At 61.1% G+C, this 24,066-nt stretch carries 19 protein-coding genes; 8 read left to right on the top strand and 11 right to left on the bottom strand.

What is annotated here, in order from left to right:
- Window positions 1-3: 3 nt before the first annotated feature.
- The 4 genes from E3U23_RS04060 to rpsF form a co-directional block, all read right to left on the bottom strand.
- Window positions 4-1,467, bottom strand: a complete 1,464-nt coding sequence (locus tag E3U23_RS04060) for an AMP nucleosidase (RefSeq protein WP_279349924.1) — start codon at window positions 1,465-1,467, stop codon at window positions 4-6.
- 95 nt (window positions 1,468-1,562) lie between these two features.
- A complete protein-coding gene (rplI, locus tag E3U23_RS04055) occupies window positions 1,563-2,231 on the bottom strand; it encodes a 50S ribosomal protein L9 (RefSeq protein WP_279349923.1) in 669 nt (222 codons plus the stop codon).
- 12 nt (window positions 2,232-2,243) lie between these two features.
- The gene (gene rpsR / locus E3U23_RS04050; RefSeq protein ID WP_279349922.1) at window positions 2,244-2,468 is read right to left on the bottom strand and encodes a 30S ribosomal protein S18; all 225 of its coding nucleotides are present in this window, start codon (window positions 2,466-2,468) and stop codon (window positions 2,244-2,246) included.
- Window positions 2,468-2,833: a 30S ribosomal protein S6 gene (rpsF, locus tag E3U23_RS04045; RefSeq protein ID WP_279349921.1), complete on the bottom strand. Its 366-nt coding sequence runs from the start codon at window positions 2,831-2,833 to the stop codon at window positions 2,468-2,470. The genes rpsR and rpsF overlap by 1 nt, the downstream gene beginning before the upstream one ends.
- Window positions 2,834-3,015: 182 nt before the next feature.
- On the opposite strand from rpsF, the gene E3U23_RS04040 reads away from it, so the two are divergent.
- Window positions 3,016-3,978, top strand: coding sequence for a DUF808 domain-containing protein (locus E3U23_RS04040; RefSeq protein WP_279349920.1), 963 nt, complete (start codon window positions 3,016-3,018; stop codon window positions 3,976-3,978).
- On the opposite strand, the gene E3U23_RS04035 is transcribed toward E3U23_RS04040, so the two are convergent.
- Window positions 3,975-5,402, bottom strand: coding sequence for a glutamate ligase domain-containing protein (locus E3U23_RS04035; RefSeq protein ID WP_279349919.1), 1,428 nt, complete (start codon window positions 5,400-5,402; stop codon window positions 3,975-3,977). The two genes, E3U23_RS04040 and E3U23_RS04035, sit on opposite strands and share 4 nt — an antisense overlap.
- A gap of 65 nt (window positions 5,403-5,467) precedes the next feature.
- Between E3U23_RS04035 and E3U23_RS04030 the strand changes: the two genes are divergently transcribed.
- The 4 genes from E3U23_RS04030 (at window position 5,468) to dnaN (ending at window position 9,289) form a co-directional block, all read left to right on the top strand.
- The gene (locus E3U23_RS04030) at window positions 5,468-6,295 is read left to right on the top strand and encodes an LD-carboxypeptidase (RefSeq protein WP_431732663.1); all 828 of its coding nucleotides are present in this window, start codon (window positions 5,468-5,470) and stop codon (window positions 6,293-6,295) included.
- 22 nt (window positions 6,296-6,317) lie between these two features.
- Window positions 6,318-7,256, top strand: a complete 939-nt coding sequence (gene fabD, locus E3U23_RS04025; protein WP_279349917.1) for an ACP S-malonyltransferase — start codon at window positions 6,318-6,320, stop codon at window positions 7,254-7,256.
- Window positions 7,256-8,008, top strand: coding sequence for a 3-oxoacyl-[acyl-carrier-protein] reductase (fabG, locus tag E3U23_RS04020; RefSeq protein ID WP_279350245.1), 753 nt, complete (start codon window positions 7,256-7,258; stop codon window positions 8,006-8,008). Before fabD ends, fabG begins: the two co-directional genes overlap by 1 nt.
- A 153-nt stretch (window positions 8,009-8,161) precedes the next feature.
- A complete protein-coding gene (gene dnaN / locus E3U23_RS04015) occupies window positions 8,162-9,289 on the top strand; it encodes a DNA polymerase III subunit beta (protein ID WP_279349916.1) in 1,128 nt (375 codons plus the stop codon).
- A 9-nt stretch (window positions 9,290-9,298) separates the two neighbouring features.
- On the opposite strand, the gene E3U23_RS04010 is transcribed toward dnaN, so the two are convergent.
- The 3 genes from E3U23_RS04010 to E3U23_RS04000 all read right to left on the bottom strand — a co-directional run bounded on the left by E3U23_RS04010 (window position 9,299) and on the right by E3U23_RS04000 (window position 12,551).
- Complete coding sequence (locus E3U23_RS04010; protein WP_279349915.1) at window positions 9,299-10,306, bottom strand: zinc-dependent alcohol dehydrogenase family protein; 1,008 nt, start codon at window positions 10,304-10,306, stop codon at window positions 9,299-9,301.
- 58 nt (window positions 10,307-10,364) lie between these two features.
- Window positions 10,365-11,150, bottom strand: a complete 786-nt coding sequence (locus tag E3U23_RS04005; RefSeq protein ID WP_279349914.1) for an alpha/beta fold hydrolase — start codon at window positions 11,148-11,150, stop codon at window positions 10,365-10,367.
- A gap of 93 nt (window positions 11,151-11,243) precedes the next feature.
- Window positions 11,244-12,551: an FAD-dependent oxidoreductase gene (locus E3U23_RS04000; protein ID WP_279349913.1), complete on the bottom strand. Its 1,308-nt coding sequence runs from the start codon at window positions 12,549-12,551 to the stop codon at window positions 11,244-11,246.
- A gap of 176 nt (window positions 12,552-12,727) precedes the next feature.
- Here E3U23_RS04000 and E3U23_RS03995 point away from each other — a divergent pair, with 176 nt between their 5' ends.
- The 3 genes from E3U23_RS03995 (at window position 12,728) to lepA (ending at window position 19,094) form a co-directional block, all read left to right on the top strand.
- Window positions 12,728-14,926, top strand: a complete 2,199-nt coding sequence (locus tag E3U23_RS03995) for a putative bifunctional diguanylate cyclase/phosphodiesterase (protein ID WP_279349912.1) — start codon at window positions 12,728-12,730, stop codon at window positions 14,924-14,926.
- A 103-nt stretch (window positions 14,927-15,029) separates the two neighbouring features.
- Window positions 15,030-17,225 (top strand): putative bifunctional diguanylate cyclase/phosphodiesterase, encoded by a 2,196-nt coding sequence (locus E3U23_RS03990; protein WP_279349911.1) that lies wholly within the window; start codon window positions 15,030-15,032, stop codon window positions 17,223-17,225.
- Between the two features lie 51 nt (window positions 17,226-17,276).
- Window positions 17,277-19,094, top strand: a complete 1,818-nt coding sequence (gene lepA / locus E3U23_RS03985; protein WP_279349910.1) for a translation elongation factor 4 — start codon at window positions 17,277-17,279, stop codon at window positions 19,092-19,094.
- A gap of 152 nt (window positions 19,095-19,246) precedes the next feature.
- Here the strand turns inward: lepA and E3U23_RS03980 are convergent, their stop codons facing one another.
- From E3U23_RS03980 to E3U23_RS03970, 3 genes are all read right to left on the bottom strand, one after another.
- Window positions 19,247-22,333: a type ISP restriction/modification enzyme gene (locus E3U23_RS03980; protein ID WP_279349909.1), complete on the bottom strand. Its 3,087-nt coding sequence runs from the start codon at window positions 22,331-22,333 to the stop codon at window positions 19,247-19,249.
- A gap of 232 nt (window positions 22,334-22,565) precedes the next feature.
- Window positions 22,566-23,408 (bottom strand): hypothetical protein, encoded by an 843-nt coding sequence (locus E3U23_RS03975; RefSeq protein ID WP_279349908.1) that lies wholly within the window; start codon window positions 23,406-23,408, stop codon window positions 22,566-22,568.
- 157 nt (window positions 23,409-23,565) lie between these two features.
- The gene (locus tag E3U23_RS03970; protein WP_279349907.1) at window positions 23,566-24,060 is read right to left on the bottom strand and encodes a DUF2141 domain-containing protein; all 495 of its coding nucleotides are present in this window, start codon (window positions 24,058-24,060) and stop codon (window positions 23,566-23,568) included.
- Between the last annotated feature and the right edge of the window lie 6 nt (window positions 24,061-24,066).

Here is a 24,066-nt window from a genome sequence, read left to right as displayed (position 1 = left end):
GCCTTACCGGAACGGCGGTTCGTTGAAGGCTCTCAACTTACGGCTGTGAAGTTTTGGGCCCTCCTCGCGCAATAGGCGGCAGGTCGTCACGCCGATCTGCAAGTGCGCAGCGATGGCTTCTTCGTAGAACTTGTTCGCCTGTCCCGGGAGCTTGATCTCGCCATGGAGTGGCTTGTCGCTGACGCACAGCAATGTGCCATAAGGTACGCGGAAGCGATAGCCCTGCGCGGCAATAGTCGCGCTTTCCATATCAATACCCACCGCGCGGCTGAGAGACAGGCGGCGGGCGGATTGCGTGTAGCGAAGCTCCCAGTTGCGGTCGTCGGTCGTCACGACGGTGCCGGTGCGCAGCCGTTTCTTGAGGTCGCTGCCGTGCTCCCCCGACACTTCCTCCGCTGCGGCGGCGAGAGCCTGTTGCACCTCGGCGATAGCGGGAAGGGGTATTTCGGGAGGTAAAACCGGATCGAGCACGTGGTCGTCGCGGAGATAGGCGTGAGCCAAAACGTAGTCACCGATCTTCTGCGTCGGTCTCAACCCCCCGCAGTGCCCGATCATCAGCCACGCTTCGGGGCGCAGGACCGCAAGATGGTCGCAGATTGTTTTCGCATTCGACGGACCCACACCGATATTGACCAGCGTTATGCCACCGCGCCCTTCGCCAACGAGATGGTAAGCCGGCATCTGGTGTCGCCGCCATGCCGTATCGCTTAATTGGCTGCGGGCATTGTCGGTCTTTTCAGTTAGCCACATGCCGCCGGCACCGGCGAGGGCCGAGCATCCGTCATTCCCGAGTTGCCTGCCAGCCCAATCCACGAATTCATCGACGTAGCGGTGGTAGTTGGTGAAAAGGATGAAGCGCTGAAAATGCTGGGGATCGGTGCCGGTGTAGTGCGCCAGGCGCGCGAGGCTGAAGTCGGTTCGCAGGCCATCGAACAGCGAGAGCGGGATCGGATCGTCGGGGTTGTCGAGCTCGATCCCGTCGGCCAGTTCGTCACCAATATCAGCCAGTTCGGTCGAAGGAAAATAGCGGGCGATCTCGTTCGGATCGACACCGGCGAGTTCGGCACCTGCCTGCCCGTCGAGGACATAAGGAAACGGTATTTCCTGTGTCGATGAGCCGACTTCGATCTCGATCTCGTAATTGCTTTGGATGAGTTCGATCTGTTCGCGCAGATAGTCGCGGAAGAGGGCGGGGCGCGTGACCGTGGTTGTGTACAAGCCTGCTGCATTCAATCGTCCGAATGCGCGTCGCCGGCCGGTGGGCTCTTCACCGCCGCGATAGCGTAAGCGCAGTTCGGGATAGGCGTAGCTGCCGTCTTTTCGCCGTTCGGCGGTCGGCACTTCGCGTTCGCGGCCATAGGCGATTACGTCATCGCGGAGGCGGCGGACGGCGGCTTCGTAGACGCTTTCCAGTTTGTCGAGGATTTGATCGATCGTTTCCAAGAGGTCGCTTTCCTTCGCCTGCAATTCTGTAGGGCATGTCCTATTACATGCTGCCGCCGCTTACAAAAAGGGCGCGGGAGCCGAAGCCACCGCGCCCTTTTTCAATCGGTTAAGAAGGCTCAGCCCTGATCGTGGCCCGGCGCAGTCGCGTCGATGAGCGCCTCGCGGCGGCTCGTACCTTCTTCGGTGCTTACGCCGTCTTCCAGCATGTCAGCCGGAATTTCGCCCGGCTCGAGCGTCGGATCGACGGTTTCGGTGAAGCCCGAACCGCCTTCGGCCGACTGTTCGTCCTCGAACATCTGCGCCATGACGTCGACGCCCTGGCTCTGGAGTTCGGCTTCGTCGTCCGAACGGGCGACGTTGGCCTTGACCGTGATCGAGACTTCGGGGTGAAGGTCGACGCGGACATCGTGCATCCCGATATTCTTGATCGGGTTGCCCATGATGACCTGCTTCTTGTCGATCTCGTGACCCTTGTCGGCCAGCGCGGCGACGATGTCGCGCACGTTGACGGAACCGTAAAGCTGGCCGGTGTTCGACGAGGCGCGGATCAGGACGACTTCGACGCCGTCGATCTTCTCGCCGGACTTCTCGGCTTCGCCGCGGCGTTCCGCGTTTTCCTGCTCGAGCCGCTCGCGATTGGCTTCGAAGACCTTCTTGTTCGAATCGTTGGCGCGAAGGGCCTTCTTCTGCGGCAGCAGGAAGTTGCGCGCATAGCCGTCCTTCACGGTGACGACGTCACCGATCGAGCCGAGCTTTTCAATGCGCTGAAGGAGAATGATATCCATGGGGTCTTCTCCTTACTTCACGATGTACGGCAGGAGGCCGATGTGGCGCGCACGCTTGATGGCCTTGGCCAGTTCGCGTTGCTTCTTTGCGCTGACGGCGGTGATACGCGACGGGACGATCTTGCCACGCTCGGACATGAAGCCCTGCAGCAGGCGGACATCCTTGTAGTCGATCTTCGGCGCGTTCTTGCCCGAGAACGGGCAGGTCTTGCGGCGGCGGAAAAACGGACGGGCCATCAGTTACGCTCCTCGCGGTCGCGGCGCTTCTTGGAATCGCGCTCGTTCTTGCGCATCATCGCGCTGGGGCCTTCCTCGTGCTCGTCGACGCGGATGGTCATGTAGCGGATGACGTCTTCGTTGATGCGGGTCTGGCGCTCCAGTTCCTCGACGACCGAGCCGGGACCGTCGATGGCGAGCATCACGAAATGCGCCTTGCGGTTGCGGTCGATCTTGTAGGCGAGGTTCTTGAGGCCCCAGGTCTCCGTCTTGGTGACCTTGCCGTCATTCGCTTCGATAATCTCGGTGGCAGTCGTGGCGAGCTGATCGACTTGAGATTGGCTCAAGTCCTGACGCGCCAGGAAAACATGCTCGTATAGAGCCATGCCCTGTATCCTTTCACTTCGTGGCCGATCGCTGGCTTATCCGCGGGATTGCGGGGCCCCTCCGGCTTTCTTGGGTTCCCCGCACGGGGCAGGGAAGCGGCGCACATAGCTGGGTAGACAGGAAATGCAAGGCTTGTCGGCGCGGATAAGGCGGGGCAGGGGGCGGGAACAAGGAGATCGATATGCCCGGCGGTTTGGTAGCATTGTTGGACGATGTCGCGGTAATCGCGCGTACGGCGGCCGCGTCGGTGGACGATATCGGCGTCGCCGCGAGCAGGGCGGGCACCAAAACCGCCGGCGTGGTGATCGACGATGCGGCGGTGACGCCGAGCTATGTGACCGGGCTATCGCCGGCGCGCGAACTGCCGATCATCTGGAAGATCACACTCGGCAGCCTCAAGAACAAACTGTTGATCCTGCTTCCGGGTGCTCTGTTGCTGAGCGAGTTCTTGCCCGCAGCCATCGTGTTCATCCTTATGGCTGGCGGTGCGTATCTTTCCTACGAAGGGGCGGAGAAGGTTCTCGAGAAGCTGGGCGGGAAAAAGCACGGCGAGACGCTGGACGATGAAATCAAGGATCCCGTGGCGTTCGAGAAGCAGCGTGTTTCCGGAGCGATCCGCACCGACCTTATCCTGTCTGCCGAGATCATGGCGATCACCCTGAACGAGGTCGCCGCCGAAACGCTGATAACGCGCGCTGCCGTGCTCGCGATTGTCGGCGTTCTTGTAACGGTCGTTGTTTACGGGGCCGTGGCGATCATCGTGAAGATGGACGATGTCGGCCTGCATCTCGCCGAAAAATCTTCGCAGGCCGCGCAATCATTCGGGCGGTTTCTGCTGAAGGCGGTGCCCTATATCCTGAAGGGCCTCTCCTTCATCGGCACTATCGCGATGCTGTGGGTCGGCGGAGGAATCATCCTGCACGGATTGGCCGAACTGGGAATTGCTGGTCCGGAGCATTGGATCGAAGGCATACAGCACGGCGTCTCCGAAGTTGCCGGTGCGGCCGGCGGCATATTGGGATGGCTCACCTTCGCCGGAGGATCGGCTATCGTCGGCCTGTTACTGGGCGGTGTGCTGGTGTTTGTCCTGCACAATATTTTTGGGTTCGGACACGGCGACAAGGACGAAGCGGCGGCGCACTAGGACAGGCGTTCGTAAATTCCGCGGGCGAAATCCGACAGGGTATCGTCCCGCGCCCCCATAATTACGATCCGGTCGCCCGGACCCGCGAGGTTGACGATGCGATCCTCCACGGCCTTGCGGGTCGGAATGTATTCGGCGTGGCCCCCGGCCTGTTCGATCAGGCGCACGATCCGTTCGCTCCCCTCACTGCGATCCACCGTGCCGCCGAAATAGACCGGATCGCACATCAGCACCAGGTCGCTGTCCGTAAGTTCTTCGGCGAAAGTCTGCGCCAGCTCTTCGCCCATCTGCCGCAGCGGACCGTACCCATGCGGCTGAAAGAAGGTGAGCACCCGACCCGGATGGGCGCGAAGAGTACGCAGGGTCGCGGCGCATTTCTCCGGGTTATGACCGAAATCGTCGATGACGGTTATGGCGGCGTGGTTCGTGCCGACCACGTCGAAGCGTCGCGCCAATCCCTCGAACGAGCCCAACGCTTCGACCGCCGCCGCGACGGGTACGCCCGCCGCTGCCGCGCCCGCGATTGCTGCCAGCGCGTTCGACAGATTGTGCCGACCCGGCATGTTCAAGCGCAAGGCATGTTCGCTCTTGTCGTGCCGGTCGACTATCATCGCCGCCTGCCGCACCGGCCCTTCGGCTATGCTGCCGGGCACGATTCCGATCTGCGCCTTCTCCTGCTCGAGCGCGAACGTGATGACCTCGTTCGCCCGGGGAAGCAGCGCCAGCGCCTCCTCGTCGTCTGCATTCACTACCGCGATGCGGCAGCGCGAGAGATAGTCCCCGAACAGCTGCCGCAGTTCCTCCATGCTCTTATGATCGAGGCTGACATTGAGCAGTACGCCGACGGCCGGTTTGTATAGCGCTATCGAACCGTCGCTCTCGTCGACCTCGCTGACGAACAGGCTCTGAGAGCCGATCACGCTGCTGGCATAGGGCCGTTCGGGCGAGACGAAGTTCTTCATCACCGCGCCGTTCATGATGGTCGGCTCGCGCCCGGTCTGCTGCAGGATCCAGCCCAGCATCCCGGTGACGGTCGATTTGCCGCTGGTGCCCGCGACTGCAATTCCAGCACCGCTGGTGTTGAAGAGGATCGAATTCAGCTCGGCGCGGGTGAGGCGCAAACATTCCAGTTCGTTGGCGCGCGCGATCTCGGGCACGCTGTCCTCGATGGCGGCGGAGGCGACAACGATCTGCTCTCCGCTCACAATGCCGCTCCCGTCCTGTGGATGGAGTTCGAAGCCCTGCCGCTCGAGTGCGGCGAACTTTTCCGGCGAGCGCCCCTGATCGAAACTGCGATCCGATCCGGCGACCTTGGCGCCGCGGCCTTTGAGGATCTGGGCGAGGGGGAGCATCCCCGATCCGCCGATGCCGACGAAGAAGAACGGGCGGGACAGAAGCTGGTCGGGGCTGGGAAATTCGCTCATCGGCCATTGGCTATGGCTTTGCCTGCGCTATGACAACCCGCATGAGTTCGACTGTGCCACGCCCCCTGCGCCGCATCGCCATTTGCGCACCCGCAACGCCGCTGAAACGAAAGCATGCGCACGCGGTCGAGGTGTTGGCAAAGGCCGAGTTCCCGGATGTTTCGCTGCATTTTCATCCGCAATGTTTCGAGGAGGAGGGGCATTTCGCCGGACCGGATGCGCGCAGGCTCGAAGCGTTGCTCGAATGCACCAATGATGCGGCCTTCGATGCGGTGTGGTTCGCCAAGGGCGGATACGGTTCGAACCGGATCGCAGCCGAAATCGTGGCAGGTCTGGATGAGAACGGGCGGCGAAAAACCTATCTCGGCTATTCCGATTGCGGGACGCTGCTCGGAGCGTTGTACAAGGCGGGGGCGGGCTTGCCGGTCCACGCGCCGATGCCGATCGATATCAAGCGCAAGGGCGGCGAGGCGGCAATAAGGCGCGTATTGGCTTGGTTGGGCGGTGAGGACGAAGGGGTTGAGCCGAGCCTCAGCGAGAGGCCTGCGGCGGCGTTCAACCTGTATACGCTGGCCATGCTGGTCGGCACCGACTTCATGCCCTCTCTGGCGGGGCACGAGCTTCTGGTGGAGGAAGTCGGCGAATACGAATACGCGGTGGACCGTCTGTTTTTCCACGTGACGCAGCATCTCGGCGATGTCGCCGGCATTCGGCTCGGCGAAGTCACGCATGTTCCGGAAAACGACCGGCCATTCGGCGTCGGCATCGAGGATATCGCCCGGTATTGGTGCGAAAAAAGCGGCATTCCCTATCTCGGCCGTGCCGAGATCGGCCATTCGGCTGCCAACAGGATCGTCCCCTTCGGCCTTGAGACGCGTCGCCCTGCGGCCTAAGCGCGCCTCCGAGGAGACAGACATGACAGCATTCATCTTTCCCGGACAGGGAAGCCAGAAGGTCGGCATGGGCAAAGACCTTGCCGACGCCAGCGCCCACGCCCGCGAAGTGTTCGAGGAGGTGGACGAAGCGCTCAACCAGAAGCTCACCGCCCTCATGCATCAGGGCACCGAGGCAGAACTCACGCTGACCTCCAATGCACAGCCCGCGATTATGGCAAATTCGATCGCGACGCTTCGAGTTTTGGAAAAGGAATTCGGCGTCGTTCTCGCCGAGAAGGCGGAATGCGTCGCGGGCCATTCGCTCGGCGAATACAGCGCGCTGTGCGCCGCCGGGGCATTCTCGCTTACTGAAACCGCCAAACTGCTGCGGCTGCGAGGCATCGCGATGCAGGACGCCGTGCCGATCGGGGTGGGTGCGATGGCGGCGCTGCTCGGTGCGGATATCGACAAGGCGAGCGCCTTGGCCGACGCCGCCGCACAGGGGCAAGTGTGCGAGGTCGCGAACGACAACGACCCGACGCAGGTCGTCATTTCCGGTCACGCCGAGGCGATCGAGCGGGCGATCGAAATGGCCAAGGACCACGGCATCAAGCGCGGCATCAAGCTGCCGGTGTCCGCACCCTTCCATTGCTCGCTCATGCAACCGGCGGCGCAGCGCATGAAAATGGCGCTCGGCAATACGCCGCCCTCCGCCTTTACCGTGCCCCTCTATGCAAATGTCACCGCCGCCCGCGTCACCGACCCGGCGGAGGAACAGGATTTGCTGGTCGAACAGGTCACCGGCCGGGTCCGCTGGCGCGAAAGCGTTCTCGCCATGCGCGAGGCGAACGTCGAACGCTTTGTCGAGATCGGCGGCAAGGTGCTCGGACCGATGGTCGGTCGGATCGACAAGGATGCCGAAACGATGAGCTTGGTCACGATGGCCGACCTCGAGAATTTCGCGAAGGAGAACGCATGATGTTCAGCCTTGAAGGAAAGACCGCTCTGGTTACCGGCGCGAGCGGTGGTATCGGTTCCTCGATCGCCTATGCACTGGCACGGCAGGGCGCGCGGTTGGCGCTCTCTGGCTCCAACCCCGAAAAATTGCGCATTTTCCGCGAGCAGTTGAACGACGAGGTCGGCGGTGATCATGTCGAGATCACTTGCGACCTTTCCGATGCGAAGCAGGTGGAAGAGCTGATCCCCGCCACGGTCGATACGCTCGGCGGCATGAGCATCCTCGTCAATAATGCCGGAATTACGCGCGACAATCTCGCCATGCGGATGAAGGACGAGGAATGGGACCAGGTCATGCGCGTCAATCTCGAAGCGAGCTTTCGCCTTATGCGCGGCGCCGCACGGCCAATGATGAAGGCAAGAGGCGGACGGATCATTTCGATCACCAGCGTCGTCGGGCACACCGGTAACCCTGGCCAGATGAACTACGTGGCGGCGAAAGCCGGCCTTTCCGGTATGTCGAAGAGCCTCGCGCAGGAGCTTGCCAGCCGTAATATTACGGTGAATTGCGTCGCTCCCGGTTTCATCCGCACGGCGATGACCGATGCGCTTAACGACGACCAGAAAAGCGCTATCAACGGCCGTATCCCGATGGGCCGGATGGGCGAGGGCGACGAGATCGGCGCCGCGGTGGCCTATCTCGCCAGCGACGAAGCAGCCTATGTCACCGGACAGACGCTCCACGTGAACGGCGGCATGGCGATGATAGGCTGAACGGGCACGGGCGCGGGCGGTTATCCCCAAGGAATCCCCACCTGCGCCCTGCCACTCTTGCGAGAGGGAGAGCGACCGCTAAGGTCGCGAGCGAAATTCCGGCGCTGGGGGGCGATTCCGGCCCGTGGCGCGCATAAGGGACGATAAAGAACCATGAAGGCCACCATCGAACGCGCGACCTTGCTGCGCTGTCTCAGCCATGTGCAATCGGTCGTGGAGCGGCGCAATACGATCCCGATCCTCTCCAACGTGCTGATCGAGGCGGACGGCGAAAACGCTTTGAAAGTCATGGCAACCGATCTCGATCTTCAGGTGGTCGAGCATATGGATGCCGCCAGTGTCGAGAACCCCGGATCGGTCACCGTCTCCGCGCATTTGCTGTTCGACATCGCCCGCAAACTGCCCGACGGCAGCCAGGTAAGCCTGGAAACCGCGGAAAACCGCATGACGGTGAAAGCTGGGCGCAGCCGCTTTTCGCTGCCGACCCTGCCGCGGGACGATTTCCCCGTAATCGTCGAGGGGGACCTGCCTACGAGTTTCGAGCTGCCCGCGCGCACGCTTGCCGAACTGATCGACCGCACCCGGTTCGCCATCTCGACCGAGGAAACGCGGTATTATCTCAACGGCATCTTCTTCCACGTTTCCGACGAGGACGAGCCGGTACTGAAGGCCGCCGCGACCGATGGCCACCGCCTCGCGCGGTTCACCTTGCCGCGGCCCGAGGGCGCAGACGGCATGCCCGACGTGATCGTGCCGCGAAAGGCGATCGCCGAACTGCGCAAGTTACTGGACGAGGCGATGGACGGCAATGTCCAGATCGACCTTTCGGCCAGCAAGGTTCGCTTCACGCTCGGCGGCGAGGGCGGCGTGGTCCTCACCAGCAAGCTTATCGATGGCACCTTCCCCGATTATTCCCGTGTCATCCCGACCGGGAACGACAAGCTGCTCAAGCTCGATCCGAAGAGCTTCTTCCAGGGCGTCGACCGCGTGGCTACGATCGCCACGGAAAAGACCCGTGCGGTGAAGATGGGTCTCGACAAGGACAAGGTGACGCTGACCGTCACCAGCCCAGACAACGGCACCGCTGCCGAGGAATTGCCTGCAGAATATAGCGCGGAAGGCTTTGAGATCGGCTTCAACGCCGGTTATCTGAAAGACATTCTTAGCCAGATCGACAGCGATACGGTGGAAATCCATCTCGCTGATGCCGGTGCGCCGACGCTCATCCGCAAGGACGATAATGCGCCGGCGCTGTATGTGCTGATGCCGATGCGGGTCTGACCGCTCGGTTTAAATATCGACGCCGATCTTGCCAAAGTGCTCGCCGCTTTCCTGATGTCGGAACGCGTCGGCCAGGCGTTCGAGCGGGAAGCTGTCGCTGATGACAGGCTGAATGCCGTTCGCCTCGATGGCGTCGATCATGTCGAGTTGCATCGCCCGGCTTCCGACCGTCAGACCTTGCAGGCGGACATTCTTGCCCATCAGCTTGGCGGTCTGGACTTTGCCCGCGCGCCCGGTGAGCACACCGATCAAGGCAATGTGCCCGCCGACCCGCACGGCATCAAGCGACTGGTTCAAAGTGCCCGGCCCCCCGATCTCGACGATGGAGTCGACACCGGCGCCGCCGGTCAGTTTGCTCACTTCTTTCCCCCATTCGGGCGTGCTCTCGTAATTCAGCGTGTGGTCCGCTCCCATCTCTTTCAGCCGTTCGATCTTCTCGTCCGACGAACTGGTCGCGATGACATAAGCCCCCGCCGCCTTGGCGAACTGCAGCGCGAAAATGGAAACGCCGCCCGTGCCCTGGACGAGAACGGTGTCGCCCGGCTTGAGGTTGTCGTCCACGAATAGTGCGCGCCAAGCGGTCACGCCCGCGCAGGTCAGCGTGGCGGCCTGGCTAAGGGAATAGTCCTTCGGCGCGCGTGTGAGACCCATCTGGGGCACGTTCACGATCTCGCGAGCGTAGCCGTCTATTCCATCTCCGGGAACGCCGCTGAACGAAGTGGTCGGCGGGCTGCCGTCGATCCAGTCGGGAAAAAAGGTCGAGACGACATGGTCACCCTCTTTGAACAGCGTGACGCCGGGACCGACCGCTAAAACTTCGCCCGCTCCGTCTGACATCGGAATGCGGCCCGTAGCAGCGGGGATCATGCCGGTAACCACGGCATAGTCATGAAAGTTGAGCGAACTGGCGCGGACGCGCACCTGAACTTCGCCGGGACCGGGGGCGGGCGGGGCGTCGGTTTCGAACGGTTCGAGACTGTCGAGCGTCGCAGGCTCGCCGATGCGGACGGCTTTCATAAGGGTATCTCCGATTGCAGTTTACCCTATCAACCGCACAGCCGCCGCGCTTGTTTCCCTATTCGCCAAGAAAGGCGCGAAGGCGTGCCAGCGTTTCGTCGAGATGCGTTAGCAGAACCAAGTGTCCAGCGCCGTGAATGGTTGCCAACTCTGCCGATGGGATCGCCGTTGCCAGCATCTCCGCATTTGCAGGGGGCACGATCTGGTCTTCGTCGCCCGTAACGACCAAGGTCGGCGTCTTGACGAAGGGCAGAAAGGGCAAGCTGTTCCACCCCGTCATCGCCAGCACTTGATAAAGAAAGCCGCGTGAAGTGGGTGCGGTCAATCGGCTGGTGAAATTCGGGTGTGAGCCGGGGCGGGGCGTAGTCTTGCCGTAAAGCGAAAGCATGTTTTCGTTGAGATATTGTGCATCGGCAAACCGCTGTGACAGGATCATCCGGGCGAACACCGAAAGGTCGCCCGGCACCATGAAGATGCCTGGGAAGCTGCTCGAGAGGACGAGACGGCGAACCCGTTCGCAGTGTTGAAGGACGAATTGCTGCGCGAGCGCGCCGCCCCAGGAGAAGCCCATGACGTCGACCGTCTCGATACCGAGATCATCGAGAATTCGGCTTGTTGCCCATGCCATCGTGACGGGATTGTAGGGTAGGACAGGGTCGGGGCTTCGGCCGATACCGGGCATATCGAACGTGACGAACGCACGCTCTTCAAGCTGCTCGGCCAATGGTGCGATCGCTTCGATATTCGCACCGATCCCGTTGAAGAACAGAAGCGGCGGGAGGTCGGAGCGTTGCTCCAGCCGCCAGCAGGCAACGCGGATGGTATGCCCGCCCGCTTGAATCATACTGATGGGGGGGTTGGATGGCTCAATGTCGGAAAGTTTCATGAATTCTTGAGTATCGCTTTTGAACTGTGCGACCGATTTACGTCGGCGAGGTCAGGCGGAAGGACCGCCCCGTGCCGCGATCATCTGTTCGATGTCCACGAATTTTTCGCGCGGTGCCCCTTCGCGGGCCGCGGCCGCTTCCGCTTTCTCGATTTCCTGCCAGTCGCGGAAGGTCACGATGTCGAGCCCGCGTTCCTTCGCCAGCACATCGAAGCCCGCCCGCCCCGGCTTGTCGCCGCTATTGCCGATATCCGTCGCGACCCGTTCCATCACGCCGTATCCGTCGGGTCGGTTGGTGCCGATTGTTCCTGTGGGACCCCGCTTCGCCCATCCGACGCAATACAAACCATCGGTAATGCGTCCGTTTTCGTTAGTGAAGCGCCCGGCCTGCTCGTCGAAGGGAACGCCGGGAATGGGCATACTTCGATAGCCGATACAGGTGACGACGATATCGGCGGGCACGATATAAGTCCGACCTGTACCGACGGCGCGTTCGCCCTCGAGACGGGTTTCTTCGACCTCCACACCCGAAACCGCCCCGTTCGTTTCGACAAGGCGGACGGGATTGGCGAAGAAGTCGAAATGGATGCTGATAGGCTTGTCTGCGACCGTTTCGGCGAACTCCCGCAGCAGGGCGACCGATTTGCGCTGACCCGGCTCGAGCGTTTCGTCTTCGGACGGCGGCGGAAGATCACTGCTGTCCACCTGCGGCGTCGCCCGTTCGAGATGCAGAAGTTCGCCCAGTTCTTTCGGAGTCATCTGAATCTCATGCGGCCCACGTCGCCCGAGGATCGTGATGCGTTCGAGGTTGCTCACCGCCAACCGGTCGAACGCGTGGCCGACGATGTCCGAACCTGCGAATTCGGCAGAAGTCTTCGAAAGTATACGCGCGACGTCGAGCGCAACATTGCCGACGCCGATAACGACGGCATTCTTACCCGCCAGGTCCGGTTCGAGTTCGGCAAAGGCCGGGTGACCGTTGTACCAACCCACAAATGCCGCGCTGCCGAACACATTGGAAAGGTGTGTCCCTTCGATGGGCAACGTCCGATCCGCCGGAGCGCCGGTCGCAAGGATTAGAGCATCGTACAGCGATTGAAGCTCGGCTATCTCGATGTCCCGACCGATGGTAATATTGCCGATGAAGCGAACGTTGTCGGCCAGCGCCGTCTTTTCGTAGCGGCGCGATACCGCCTTGATGGACTGGTGATCGGGTGCGACCCCGGTTCGGATCAAACCGAAAGGCACCGGAAGCCGATCGAAGATATCGATCCGGACCTCATCCCCCCAAGTCTTCGCCGCCGCCTCCGCGGTATAATATCCCGCTGGACCCGAGCCTACGATCGCGATGTGTCGCATGGCGTCTGCTCCCAATTCTTTCGTTAGGACATCATGATGCAGCGCAGACCCCGCCGGGGCAAGGGCGTTGCCGCCCGCGCGCTCTCCAATGGTTAGCGGTTTGGTAAGCTGTCGCGCTTATCCCGCGATGAAGGAAGGACCCTTGCTGGGCTTTTGGAAAGGGACAGAACGCGAATATGGCCGGATTTTTCTCCCGCGGTCTGCGTGCGGTGAAGAATAGCAGCGAGAGCGATCCTGCTGCATTCTCTCCGATCGGGCAGTCGGACCATATGCGCCGGGTCGAACTGCTCGACAGTTTCGAGAAGGCCGGGCTCGGGTGGTTCTGGGCGACCGATAGTTTGGGCCGGCTTATCTATCTGTCCGATACCGCGCCCGAAAAGCTCGGCTGGAATGTCGATGAGGTCTTGGGCAAGCCGCTCGGCGATCTCTTTATGGCAGAACAATCTGACGATCCGGACCGGCCCGAGCGGCCGCTGGCCTTCCTCCTCAGCGCACGCAATTCGATCACGCAGCTTCCGGTGAAGCTGGCGGGAACGCGCGAGGAAATCTGGTGGGAAATTGCCGGGAAGCCGGAATTCGATGCGAAAGGAGAATTCGCTGGGTATCGCGGCAGCGCGAAGGATATCACTGCCACTCGCGAAACCCAACGCGACGCCGAGCGGCTCGCACAATACGACTCGCTGACCGGATTGGCCAATCGCCACCGCATCACGAAACGCCTTACCTCGACGTTGAAAGCTTATCGCAATTCAAAGCGCACCTGTGCCTTGATGATGCTCGATCTCGACCGTTTCAAGCAGGTGAACGACACGCTCGGCCATCCTGCGGGCGACGAGTTGTTGAAGCAGGTCGCCGCGCGGCTCGATCGTATCATCGGCAATAAGGGAGAAATCAGCCGGCTCGGCGGGGACGAATTCCTCATCATGCTGCCCGATATCGACGACCGTGGGCAATTGGGCGATATCGGCTCCCGCCTAATTCAGATGATTTCGCAGCCCTATTCGATCAACGGATCGCGGGCAATCATCGGCACTTCGGTCGGGATGGCCATCGCGCCCTATGACGGGCTCGACACTGACGAGCTGATCAAAGCTGCCGACCTCGCTCTTTATGCCGCCAAGGGCGGAGGGCGAGGGCAATACCGGTTCTATTCCAGCGACCTGAAGGACGGCGCGAAGCTTCGCCGTCAGACCGAGGAGGATTTGCGCGACGCCCTCGTCAAGGACGAGCTGCGCATGTTCTACCAGCCGATCATCGATGCGAAAACGCACAAATTGAAGGCGCTCGAAGCGCTCATGCGTTGGGATCACCCGGAGCGAGGCAACGTTCCTCCAAGCCAGTTCATTCCAGTGGCCGAGGACATCGGCATCATTAAGCAGATCGGCGATTGGGCGCTACACGAGGTCTGCCGACAGGCGCAGGAATGGCCGCTGGAGTTACGCGTCGCCGTCAATGTGTCTGCGGTGCAATTCGCCCATGACGACTTTCCGCAGGTCGTCCAGCGCGCCTTACAGGCATCTGGGCTCGATCCGCGGCGTCTGGAGCTCGAAATTACCGAAAGCGTGTTCATGGGTGACAATGGTCGAACCCAGCGCATGTTCGAGGAGTTGAAAAACCTCGGTATCCGCCTCGCGCTCGACGATTTCGGTACGGGTTACTCGTCCTTGAGCTACCTGCGCACGGCGCCGTTCGACAAGATCAAGATCGACCAGAGCTTCGTTCGCGGTGCGACCGAAGAGGGCAACAACAACGCTGCGATCATGAGTGCGATCGTCGGTCTTGCCGAAGCGCTCGACATGGAAACGGTCGCCGAGGGCGTCGAAACGCACGACGAATTGCAACTCGTCAAAAATCGCGGCGCCAGCAGCGTTCAGGGTTATATCTTCTCCCGCGCTATTGCCCATGACGAGGTACTCGAGCGACTGGCGCGCGGCGATCTCGAATACGAACCCCGCGGCCCGGCAAAATATCGTGCCGAACGCAAGACCGTATTCCGCCGGGTGGGCTTGATCCACGAGGATCATCGTTACCGCGTAGTCCTTCGCAACATCTCGAAAACCGGCGCGATGATCGAGGGTTTGCTGGACGTTCCGCTTGGTACCGACGTTGTGCTCGATCTCGGTGGAGGGCAGTTGGCGGTAGCGACCGTACGCCGCTCGTTCGCGCACTCTCAGGGACTTGAATTCGAAATACCCCTCATCAGCGACGGGGCTGAAGGTTTCTGCACCCGGCATCGGGTGTCCCCGTACGAAATCGAAGCTGCGGGGAAGCCGCTTTCGGCCCTGCCGCAAGATGCCTACAGCTTGATTGCGGGCAATTCGGCCGGACAATCGCCCCGCAGGTTCATGCAGGTCGATCCGCACCCACCGCGTTGAGCGGCCCGGTACGGGCAAGTTTTAACTCCAAACTAACCATTCGACCCTAAGCCTTTGCAAAGGCAAGAAGCTGCCGGGAAGGATTGAAGCGGGGATGGGGGCAATGCCCTTCTCGGAACTGTTCAAGGGCCGCAAGGCTGCAGACGGAGGTGACGGAAGCCGCCTTTCCGCCTTTGCCGCAGCCGACAAGCTGTCTATCGTGGAGCAGCTCGAGGAAACGGGTGTCATCTCCTTCTGGGCAAGCGACGCCTCGGGCGGTTTGAAATATCTAAGCCCTGCTATTGAAAACGAGTTAGGCGACAATGCTGCGCGCCTCGCCGGACAGCCTGTTCAAAAGGTGTTTGTACCGCTCGCCGACGACAGCGAGTCCCGGTCGCTGGGTCTCAAGCTCGGCACTCGTAAAAGCTTCACCGGGGTCGTCGTCAAACTGGAAGCGCGGGGGATCGATCTCGTACTCAGGCTATCGGGCCGTCCAGCTTTCGATGCGGAAGGCGAATTTCTCGGCTTTCGTGGCAGCGCCGCCGACATCACCGAAGAATTCCGCAGTGAGGAAGAAGCCAATCGCCTCGCGAAATACGATTCGCTGACGGGCCTTTCCAACCGGCACCGGATGGAACAGCGCATCGATGCCACGCTGCACGCCTTTCGCAATGCAGAACGTTCGGCGGCATTGATGATGCTCGATCTCGACCGGTTCAAACAGGTCAACGACACGCTCGGCCACGCGGCGGGCGACCAGCTTCTACAGCAGGTCGCCGAACGTCTTCGGGGGGCCTTGGCAGGCAGGGGCGAAATCGCCCGGCTCGGCGGCGACGAATTCCAGGTCCTCATTCCGGACATGGACGATCGCGGCGAGCTCGGGGAAATCGCGAAGAAGATCATTGCGATGCTTTCCCAGCCCTATTCGGTCGAGGAAGGTCGTGCGACTATCGGATGTTCGGTCGGGATCGCAATCGCGCCCTATGACGGCATAGAGCGAGACGACCTTTGCCGGGCGGCGGACTTGGCGCTTTACGCATCCAAGAATGGCGGACGCGGTCAGTTCCGCTTTTACGCTGCCGACCTCGAGCACGAGGCAAACCTGCGAAAGCGAATGGAGGACGACCTCGCACAAGCGATCGAGGAAGGTCACTTCACGCTCGAATACCAGCCAGTGGTCGAATTGGCCTCGAACCGCGTTGTCGCCTTAGAAGCGCAATTCTGTTGGCAGGACGACGAACGCGGCCGGGTTCCGGCCGAGACGTTCCTGCCCATTGCCGAGGGAAGCCGCCTGATCATTCCGGTTGGAGAGTGGGGTCTTCGCAAAGCGCTCGAAGATGCGAAACGGTGGCCCGACGCACTCCGTTTGGTAATGACCGTCAGCCCCGTTCAGTTCGAGGCGATCGGCTTTGCGGAACTGATCGAGTCCGCGCTTGAAGAAAGCGGCATAGATCCGGCGCGACTCGAATTGCAATTGCCCGAGACAGTGCTGCTCGGGGATGCGGCGAAAGTCGAAAAGGTTCTCGCGGCGTTGTTTAAGCTGGGTGTGCGGTTGACTCTCGATCGTTTCGGTACGGGTCTGTCGTCGATCAGCTATCTGCGCCGGGCACCGCTCAACACTTTGAAGATCGGCGCGAATTTCTTCGAACCGATGCTGGGCAACGAGCTTGGGGACATGGAAATGGTCCGTGCCGTCGTTGCGCTTGCGGATGCAATGGGCATGGAGACGGCGGCAAGCGGCGTTCACGCGATGGCCTTGATGCGCGAGTTGAAGGACATCGGTATCGATCAGGTCCAAGGCTTCGTTTTTGCCGAGGCTTTGCCCGGAGAAGCGGTCGATCAGGAAATTGCGAGCGGCGACTGGCACATCGCACCGAGTGAAGCAGGCAGCCAGCGGGCCAATCGGCGCACTGTTTTCAGGCGGGTCGGCCTCATTCACGAGGACTATTATTACGAAGTCACCTTGCGCAACCTTTCGCGCACAGGCGCAATGATCCAGGGCTTGGAGGATGTGCCGACCGGAACGAACTTCGTTCTGGACTTCGGCGGCGGGCAGCTTGCCGTTTGTACGGTAAAACGTTCGATGGACGATACGCAGGGCCTCGAGTTCGAAAGCGAGCTGGTCGACGATGGTGCAGGGGGGTTGTGTACCCGCCACCGGGTTTCGCCTTATGAATTGGCGTCGGCAGGTGTTCCGCTGCAGGCTTTGCCGGGCGGAAGCTCGGGCCGGGTTCTCGGCGTCTCACCTGCGGGCGGTTTCGCGCAGTTCAAACTCTCCGCCAACGCACCGGCGCAAGGCGGTGGACCGCAGGCGAGCTGACGCGCGAAAGCGGCTGACAGGGGCGGGCGGCGGCGCTACATGGCGCGCGCAATGACCGACCTTTCCAAGATCCGCAATTTCTCCATCATCGCCCATATCGATCACGGTAAGTCCACTTTGGCGGACCGGCTGATCCAAGTCTGCGGCGGCCTGACCGATCGAGAGATGTCCGAGCAGGTGCTCGATAACATGGACATCGAGAAGGAGCGCGGCATCACGATCAAGGCGCAGACCGTGCGCTTGAATTTTACCGCGAAGGACGGTGAGACCTATGAGTTGAACCTCATGGACACGCCAGGCCATGTCGACTTCGCCTACGAAGTCAGCCGCAGCCTCGCCGCTTGCGAGGGCGCACTGCTTGTCGTCGATGCGGCACAAGGTGTGGAAGCGCAGACGCTGGCCAACGTCTACCAGTCGATTGAGCACGATCACGAGATCGTTCCTGTTATCAACAAGATCGACCTTCCTGCTGCCGAACCCGAAAAGGTAAAGGCGGAGATCGAGGACATCATCGGACTGGATGCTAGCGACGCGGTGCTGACGAGCGCCAAATCCGGCATCGGGATCGAGGATACTCTGGAAGCGCTCGTCGCCCGCATTCCCGCGCCGACTGGCGACCGCGACGCGCCGTTGAAGGCGATGCTGGTCGATAGCTGGTACGATCCGTATCTCGGCGTCGTCATTTTGGTGCGTGTGATGGACGGGGTGCTTACAAAGGGGCTCAACGTAAAATTCATGCAGGGCGGCACGCAGCATCTGGTGGACCGCGTCGGCTGCTTCACGCCCAAGCGCACCGACTTGCCCGAACTCGGACCGGGCGAGATCGGTTTCATCACCGCGCAGATCAAGGAGGTCGAACAAGCCAAGGTCGGCGATACGATCACGACGGTCAAGAACGGCGCCGCCGCTCCGCTCAAAGGCTACAAGGAAGTGCAGCCGGTGGTGTTCTGCGGCCTGTTTCCGGTCGACGCCGCCGATTTCGAGAAGCTGCGCGAAAGCATCGGCAAGCTGCGGCTCAATGATGCCAGCTTCACGTTTGAGATGGAAAGCTCGGCCGCGCTTGGCTTCGGCTTCCGCGCCGGCTTCCTCGGGCTGCTGCATCTTGAGATCATTCAAGAACGCCTGAGCCGCGAATACGATCTCGACCTCATCACAACGGCGCCGAGCGTCGTCTATCGCGTCCATCTCGGCCATACGAAGACCGAGGACGCAAAGACGATCGATGTTCACAATCCTGCCGATTGGCCGGACGTGAACCGGATCGACACGGTGGAGGAGCCGTGGATCAAGGCGGTGATTTACGCGCCCGACGAATATCTCGGCGCGATCCTCAAGCTGTGCCAGGATCGGCGCGGGATCCAGACCGATCTTACCTATGTCGGCGGGCGGGCGCAGGTGAGTTACGAGTTGCCGCTGAACGAAGTGGTGTTCGACTTCTACGACCGGTTGAAAAGCATCAGCCGCGGCTATGCCAGTTTCGATTACGAGCAGATCGGACTACGCGAAGGCGATCTCGTGAAGATGAACATTCTCGTCAACAACGAGCCGGTCGACGCGCTCTCGCTGATCGTCCATCGCAGCGTGGCGGAAGAGCGCGGCCGCGGCATGTGCGAGCGACTTAAGGACTTGATTCCGCGGCATCTTTTCAAGATTCCCATACAGGCCGCGATCGGCGGGAAGATCATCGCCCGCGAGACGATCGCCGCGCTGCGCAAGGACGTTACCGCCAAATGCTACGGCGGTGACATCACGCGCAAGAAGAAGTTGCTCGAGAAGCAGAAGAAGGGCAAGGCCCGCATGCGCGAGTATGGGAACGTGAGCATTCCGCAGGAGGCGTTTATCGCTGCTCTTCGGATGGGGGAGGAGTAGCGAGCAAGGGCGCCTAACGCCGGAGCTTGGCTAGCCAAGCGACAAGTTAGAAGTCGGTGCGCGCCAGCGCATCGCGAGCATCGGCCGGCGGGGCCGCGTAGCGGAACCCGTTCGACGTCACGTGACGCAAACGGCGCGTGGCGGCGCTAGCTCTAGCGGTCCCAATCGCTCCTATCCAATGCCGCCATCGCATCGGTGATCGCATTCGTCTCGACGCTCACCCGCACGACCTTGGCGAGCAGTTCGATCATGCTCTCCTTGTAATCGGCGAAGCGATAGGTGTTGAACTTCTCGCGGATGGTGGGATCGCGCGGTTTCTTTTCCTTGTGCTGGTCCAGCACCCAGTCGATCGCGCTGCGATTGCCAAGGCGATAGTCCCACGCGCCCGCCGGGATGCCGGTGATTTGCGTATCCTCGTCCACCACCACGCTGCCGGTGTCGGCCCCATCAGCAATCACGGATTTGAGCTTGGGCTTTGGATGCGAACCCTCGGCGCGCTTGGGGTTGGGCGTATCGACCCGCTCCAGCGAATACGGCTCGACCTCCTCGTAATCGATATGCAGGCCCAGCAGCGTCTCGCCCCACTGCACCCATTGCGCGAAGTCAGGGTAGAATGGGATACGCGGGAACTCGCGCTTGAGGTTCAGCGCGTATTTTGCGCGATAGACTGGATCGTGCAGGACGGCATAGCAATAGGCGAAGATCGCGTCCTTTGTGACGCCTGCCTTCTTGCCATAGTGTTTGGTAAACTTGTTGAGCGCCCAGTCGCTAATGTTGTCGGTGCGCTCGCCCGACTTTGTGTAGCGGTAACGAGATAGCCCGGTCGCTTTTTCGAGTGTATCGTGATGCCACAACTTCTGAATCGCCAGAGCCTGAAAGGGCTTCGACGCAGGTTGGCCGCTGATCAAAATGGAGCGTGGGAAAGAATTATCACGCTCAATGCGAGCGAGTTGGTAGTGATCCTCGTTGAACTGCCAAAGATAATTTGTCAGTTCGTTGTCAAAAGGTCGATAAAGTGACGAGACCGGATTTGGTGTGGCCTCCAGCTCCGTTCTCGCTGCTGCCAGCTTACGGGTCTTTCTTGTCCACTTGATCCGATCATTGAAATCGATTTGCCGGTAGTCCAATTTACCTTGAGGCAGATCTTGGACCAAATTGCGGTATTCCTTAAGGTGATAATGGTACACCGCCTCAAGGAACTGTAAGGAACGAGAGACTGCCCAGTCGTCGCGGTTCGTTTTGACACCAAGCGAAAACAACTTAAAAATAGCGCGGTCTCCGCGCTTCCCTTCGGCAGACTTTGCTACCTTGTCTGCGATCGGCAGAAAGTCGTCCCATTCGCTGGGTTCAATCTGGTTAAGCCAAGTGCCTTTGTCATTGGGTTTGATCGTTTGAGTATCGAGTTCGTCGATGAGGTTCTTGCCAAGCCAAGAGAGTTTATCTTCTGCGTGCTCTTCCTCTGGCCGCCGAACATACTTTATCCGAGGCCGACCTTTGGACTTGCTCCGAACAAGGAACATGATTGCAACACCGGTTTGTATCGCAAAGACGTTATGGGTGGGACCGGATAGCTTGGGGTTGACCCGCACATCACCGCCCAAATCAACAATCCGAATGTCGTCAAAGTTTGCGGCCACCACCTTGCGAAACCCATCAAAGGTCCGGCTCTCGATAAAGCTACGGTTAGTGATGAACGCAATTATTCCCTCATCGCCCAGCCGGTCACTCGCCCAGCGATAAAAACGCGAATACATATCGTAGAGCTTGGTCTTCTGCGCCGTGCTCTCCTTGATGTAGGTCCGCTTTATCCGGTTATCGATATGCGGATATTCGCGATTCTTGTTGTTGTCGTTCTCGTTCCGCTGGTTCGCATTGTAAGGCGGATTGCCGATAATCACGCTGATCTTCCGCCGGTTCTGCCGTTTTACGCGCTCGATATTCTCGTCGCTCAGCGCGCCCAGCATGTCGAACTGGTGGCCCGAATGGATGCCCAGCCCATCAACATTGTCCAGCGTATCGACAAGGCATAGCCCCTCGAACTCGGCGAACTGACCGGTGATCGCCTGATAGGTCGCTTCGATGTTCAGGTTGGCGACGTAATAGGGCAGGATCGCCACTTCGTTGGCGTGCAGTTCCTCCTTGTATTTGTGCCGCAGCTTGTTCGGCTGGCCGCGGAAATATTCGAGCAGCTCGACGATATAGGTCCCTGTGCCCGTCGCCGGGTCGAGGATTTCGACGCCCTGATCGACGAGGTTCTTGCCGAAGTGCTTTTCGCACAGCCAATCCGCGCTGCGGATCATGAAGCGGACTATTTCTCCCGGCGTGTAGACCACACCCAAACGGTCGGCGGCCTTGGGATTGTAGACCTTGTAGAAATTCTCGTAGAGCGATTTCAGGAAGTTCTGCTTTTCCGAATGGCTCTGGATCAGGTGCGCGGTTTCCTCGATTCCGGTGTAATATGGCCGCAGCGCCTGTAGCAGCGAGCGCCGGTCGCCATATTCGAATAACTTCTCGTCCAGCGCATAGAGTTGCTTCGCGATGTTGTTGTCGCGGTGGTAATCGCGCATGTCGAACACGCGGTTGAAGATGTCCTCGGTCAGGATGTGCTGGATCAGCATCTCGGTGACGTCGGCCCGCTCCAGCGCGGGATTGATCGTTTCCTTGACCTGTTTGAGGAAGGCCTCCTCGGCCTTGGCGAAGTCGGGGCTGGCCTCGCGCTTGTCGCGAATGCGTTCGCGCAGCGCGTCGAGGATGGCGGGCAGGTCTTCGGCGAACTTGGCGATGGCCTTGCGGAAGTCGCGGATCGCTTCCTGCTCGTAGGCGAAGAAGCGGGTGAGAAGCGTGTATAGCTCCTCGGTCTCGGTCATGTCCGCTTCGGCAGCGCGCTTGCCGTCCTGTATCAGGATCGCGCGCCGCGTATCTTCGTAAATGATATTCGTTTTTGGATAGCCCTTGGCTTCCTTCTTACGGATTTCATCTTCGAGATCGTCGCGGCTGTCTTTTGCTTCCCAATAACCGAAAGGAACGCGGATATCGTAAACCAGCGCGCCATCAACCCAGATATTGCCGCCGCTGCCGGTCATCTTGTGTTCGGAAAGGTAAGTGAGGTCTCTGGAACGGCCCCAGCTTTTCAGCAGGCCTTGGAAGGCATCGCGCACGGAGCCTTCGTTCAGGCTGCCGCCAACCTTTACGATGCGATCGAGATCGCTGCGATATTCATTGATAAGCTGCCGGCTCATATGCCCTCCATGAGCCAGCTATTGAGTAATGGAGTGAAAAAGCAAAGGTTTTGCTCCGCATATAGTCGAGCGGGAACGCCGTCACGCGCCGTTCCGCGATTGCTGGCGCAATCGTTCCATGCGTCACGTAACGTCGATCGGGTTCCGCTGCGCAGACCCGCCGGCCGGCGTTACAGCTTTTCGCACCAAGCCTGCGGTTTGCTTTACAAACGCCTGCGCTATTCGCGGGGCTTCACTCCCACCCCTCATCCTTGACCCGCCGCCAGCGCGGGTTCTCCGCCTCGCTCTCCTCCACCTCGCGTTTGCGCCATTCGGGTGGGGGTAGGGGGATCGGGGTGCCATCGTCCTCGTCGTCGAACGGGGCGTGGCGGTCTGTATAGGCTTCGTGGTCCGGGTCGTCCCAGCACAGGTAGCCAGTGTCCTTGTCCTCCTGCTCGCAGCGCTTGTATTCGTCGTAGGCGGCGCGGGTGCGGGGGCTCATGGCGTTGAGAGAGCGCGCGTGCATGTCGGCGAGCTTCGCATCGATGCTGGCGATCACGGCGTCCTCGTCCTCGCCAGCGCGGGCATTGCGGGCGGCTTCCCATTCCCTGTGCCACTGCTTTTCCAGCGCCGCGCGGTCCTTCGTACTGCCCGGGCCGGGGGCGGCGGCGTTGCGCCATTCGCCGAAGCGATCGGCCGCGCGGTTGCGCAGGAGGAACATGAGCAGCCGGTCGTTGTAGACGCGGCGCGTGCCGACCAGCTCGCCGCGGTGATAGACGGGCTCCTCCACGCCGTTGAGCGCGCGGTCCATGGCGACGTCCTCGATCCGGGCGATGCCGCAATCGAGCGCGGCTTCCCATGCCTTGCGAAAGCCGTCGGCCTCGGGGTGGCGGCGCAGCTTGTAGATATGGTGCTCGCCCACGCCCATGCGGCGGCAGGCGGCGCGCACGCTGCCGGTTTCGGCGAGCAGTTCGATGAAGCGGCGCTGGCGCTGGGCGCTCCACCCGCCGCGACGCATGCGCTGGCGCGGGACGGGGGCGAAATCGGTGAGGGCGGGGCGGGGGTCGGTCTGGGTGTCGGGATCGGTATCGGGCATGCGGGCTTTCCTCGGGCCGGGGCGGCGGGGCGCGGGGGCATGCCATCGCTGCGCGAAGGTAGGAAAGCGGAATAGGAGGGGAGGGGTTGCGGCAGATACGAAAAGGGCCGCGGGAGAGATCGTCCCCCGCGGCCCTGATTGTGCGTTGTGCGCTCGCTTACATGTCGTAGTTGAGCGTGACGGTGGCCTGGCCGCCCGTGTCGGTCACTTCGAACATGGCGGGCTGGAACTCGGGCGCGCCGCCGGTCTGCGGCGAACCGCTGATGCCCCACGGCTCGTCCGGGCCGGTTTCGCCGATGTTGATCGAGCCATCGCTGTTCGCGTCATGCACCACGGCAGCGACATAGCTGCCCGGCGTCACGCCGTCGAAGGTGGCGGTGACGGTTTCGCCGCTGGCGTCGACCGACTGGGTATAGGCACCGGCGGACTGGAGGAAGTTATCCTCGCCCTGCAGCGCGACGAGCAGGGGCGCATCGCCCGGCTGCACACCATTGATGGTGACGGTGACCTGGCCGGCGCCGGCCATCGGATCGGTCATGCCGGTGTCCATGGCGGCGGTGTCGTCGGCCATCGGCTCGGCTTCTTCGGTGCTTCCGCAGGCGGTGAGCGCAAGGGCGGAGGCAGCAGCGAGGCTGGCAAATGCGAATTTCATAAGTCG

It is taken from the genome of Erythrobacter litoralis (assembly GCF_029760855.1).
In the GTDB taxonomy this organism is placed as follows: Bacteria; Pseudomonadota; Alphaproteobacteria; order Sphingomonadales; family Sphingomonadaceae; genus Qipengyuania; species Qipengyuania litoralis_A.
This window is presented reverse-complemented; position numbering and strand designations above follow the sequence as displayed.

Excerpts from the sequence above, each read along its gene's own strand:
- rplI (WP_279349923.1), bottom strand. The coding sequence starts at position 2,231 with ATGGATATCATTCTCCTTCAGCGCATTGAAAAGCTCGGCTCGATCGGT.
- rpsR (WP_279349922.1), bottom strand. The coding sequence starts at position 2,468 with ATGGCCCGTCCGTTTTTCCGCCGCCGCAAGACCTGCCCGTTCTCGGGC.
- rpsF (WP_279349921.1), bottom strand. The coding sequence starts at position 2,833 with ATGGCTCTATACGAGCATGTTTTCCTGGCGCGTCAGGACTTGAGCCAA.
- E3U23_RS04040 (WP_279349920.1), top strand. The coding sequence starts at position 3,016 with ATGCCCGGCGGTTTGGTAGCATTGTTGGACGATGTCGCGGTAATCGCG.
- E3U23_RS04035 (WP_279349919.1), bottom strand. The coding sequence starts at position 5,402 with ATGAGCGAATTTCCCAGCCCCGACCAGCTTCTGTCCCGCCCGTTCTTC.
- fabD (WP_279349917.1), top strand. The coding sequence starts at position 6,318 with ATGACAGCATTCATCTTTCCCGGACAGGGAAGCCAGAAGGTCGGCATG.
- fabG (WP_279350245.1), top strand. The coding sequence starts at position 7,256 with ATGTTCAGCCTTGAAGGAAAGACCGCTCTGGTTACCGGCGCGAGCGGT.
- dnaN (WP_279349916.1), top strand. The coding sequence starts at position 8,162 with ATGAAGGCCACCATCGAACGCGCGACCTTGCTGCGCTGTCTCAGCCAT.
- E3U23_RS04010 (WP_279349915.1), bottom strand. The coding sequence starts at position 10,306 with ATGAAAGCCGTCCGCATCGGCGAGCCTGCGACGCTCGACAGTCTCGAA.
- E3U23_RS04005 (WP_279349914.1), bottom strand. The coding sequence starts at position 11,150 with ATGATTCAAGCGGGCGGGCATACCATCCGCGTTGCCTGCTGGCGGCTG.
- E3U23_RS04000 (WP_279349913.1), bottom strand. The coding sequence starts at position 12,551 with ATGCGACACATCGCGATCGTAGGCTCGGGTCCAGCGGGATATTATACC.
- E3U23_RS03995 (WP_279349912.1), top strand. The coding sequence starts at position 12,728 with ATGGCCGGATTTTTCTCCCGCGGTCTGCGTGCGGTGAAGAATAGCAGC.
- E3U23_RS03990 (WP_279349911.1), top strand. The coding sequence starts at position 15,030 with ATGCCCTTCTCGGAACTGTTCAAGGGCCGCAAGGCTGCAGACGGAGGT.
- lepA (WP_279349910.1), top strand. The coding sequence starts at position 17,277 with ATGACCGACCTTTCCAAGATCCGCAATTTCTCCATCATCGCCCATATC.
- E3U23_RS03980 (WP_279349909.1), bottom strand. The coding sequence starts at position 22,333 with ATGAGCCGGCAGCTTATCAATGAATATCGCAGCGATCTCGATCGCATC.
- E3U23_RS03975 (WP_279349908.1), bottom strand. The coding sequence starts at position 23,408 with ATGCCCGATACCGATCCCGACACCCAGACCGACCCCCGCCCCGCCCTC.
- E3U23_RS03970 (WP_279349907.1), bottom strand. The coding sequence starts at position 24,060 with ATGAAATTCGCATTTGCCAGCCTCGCTGCTGCCTCCGCCCTTGCGCTC.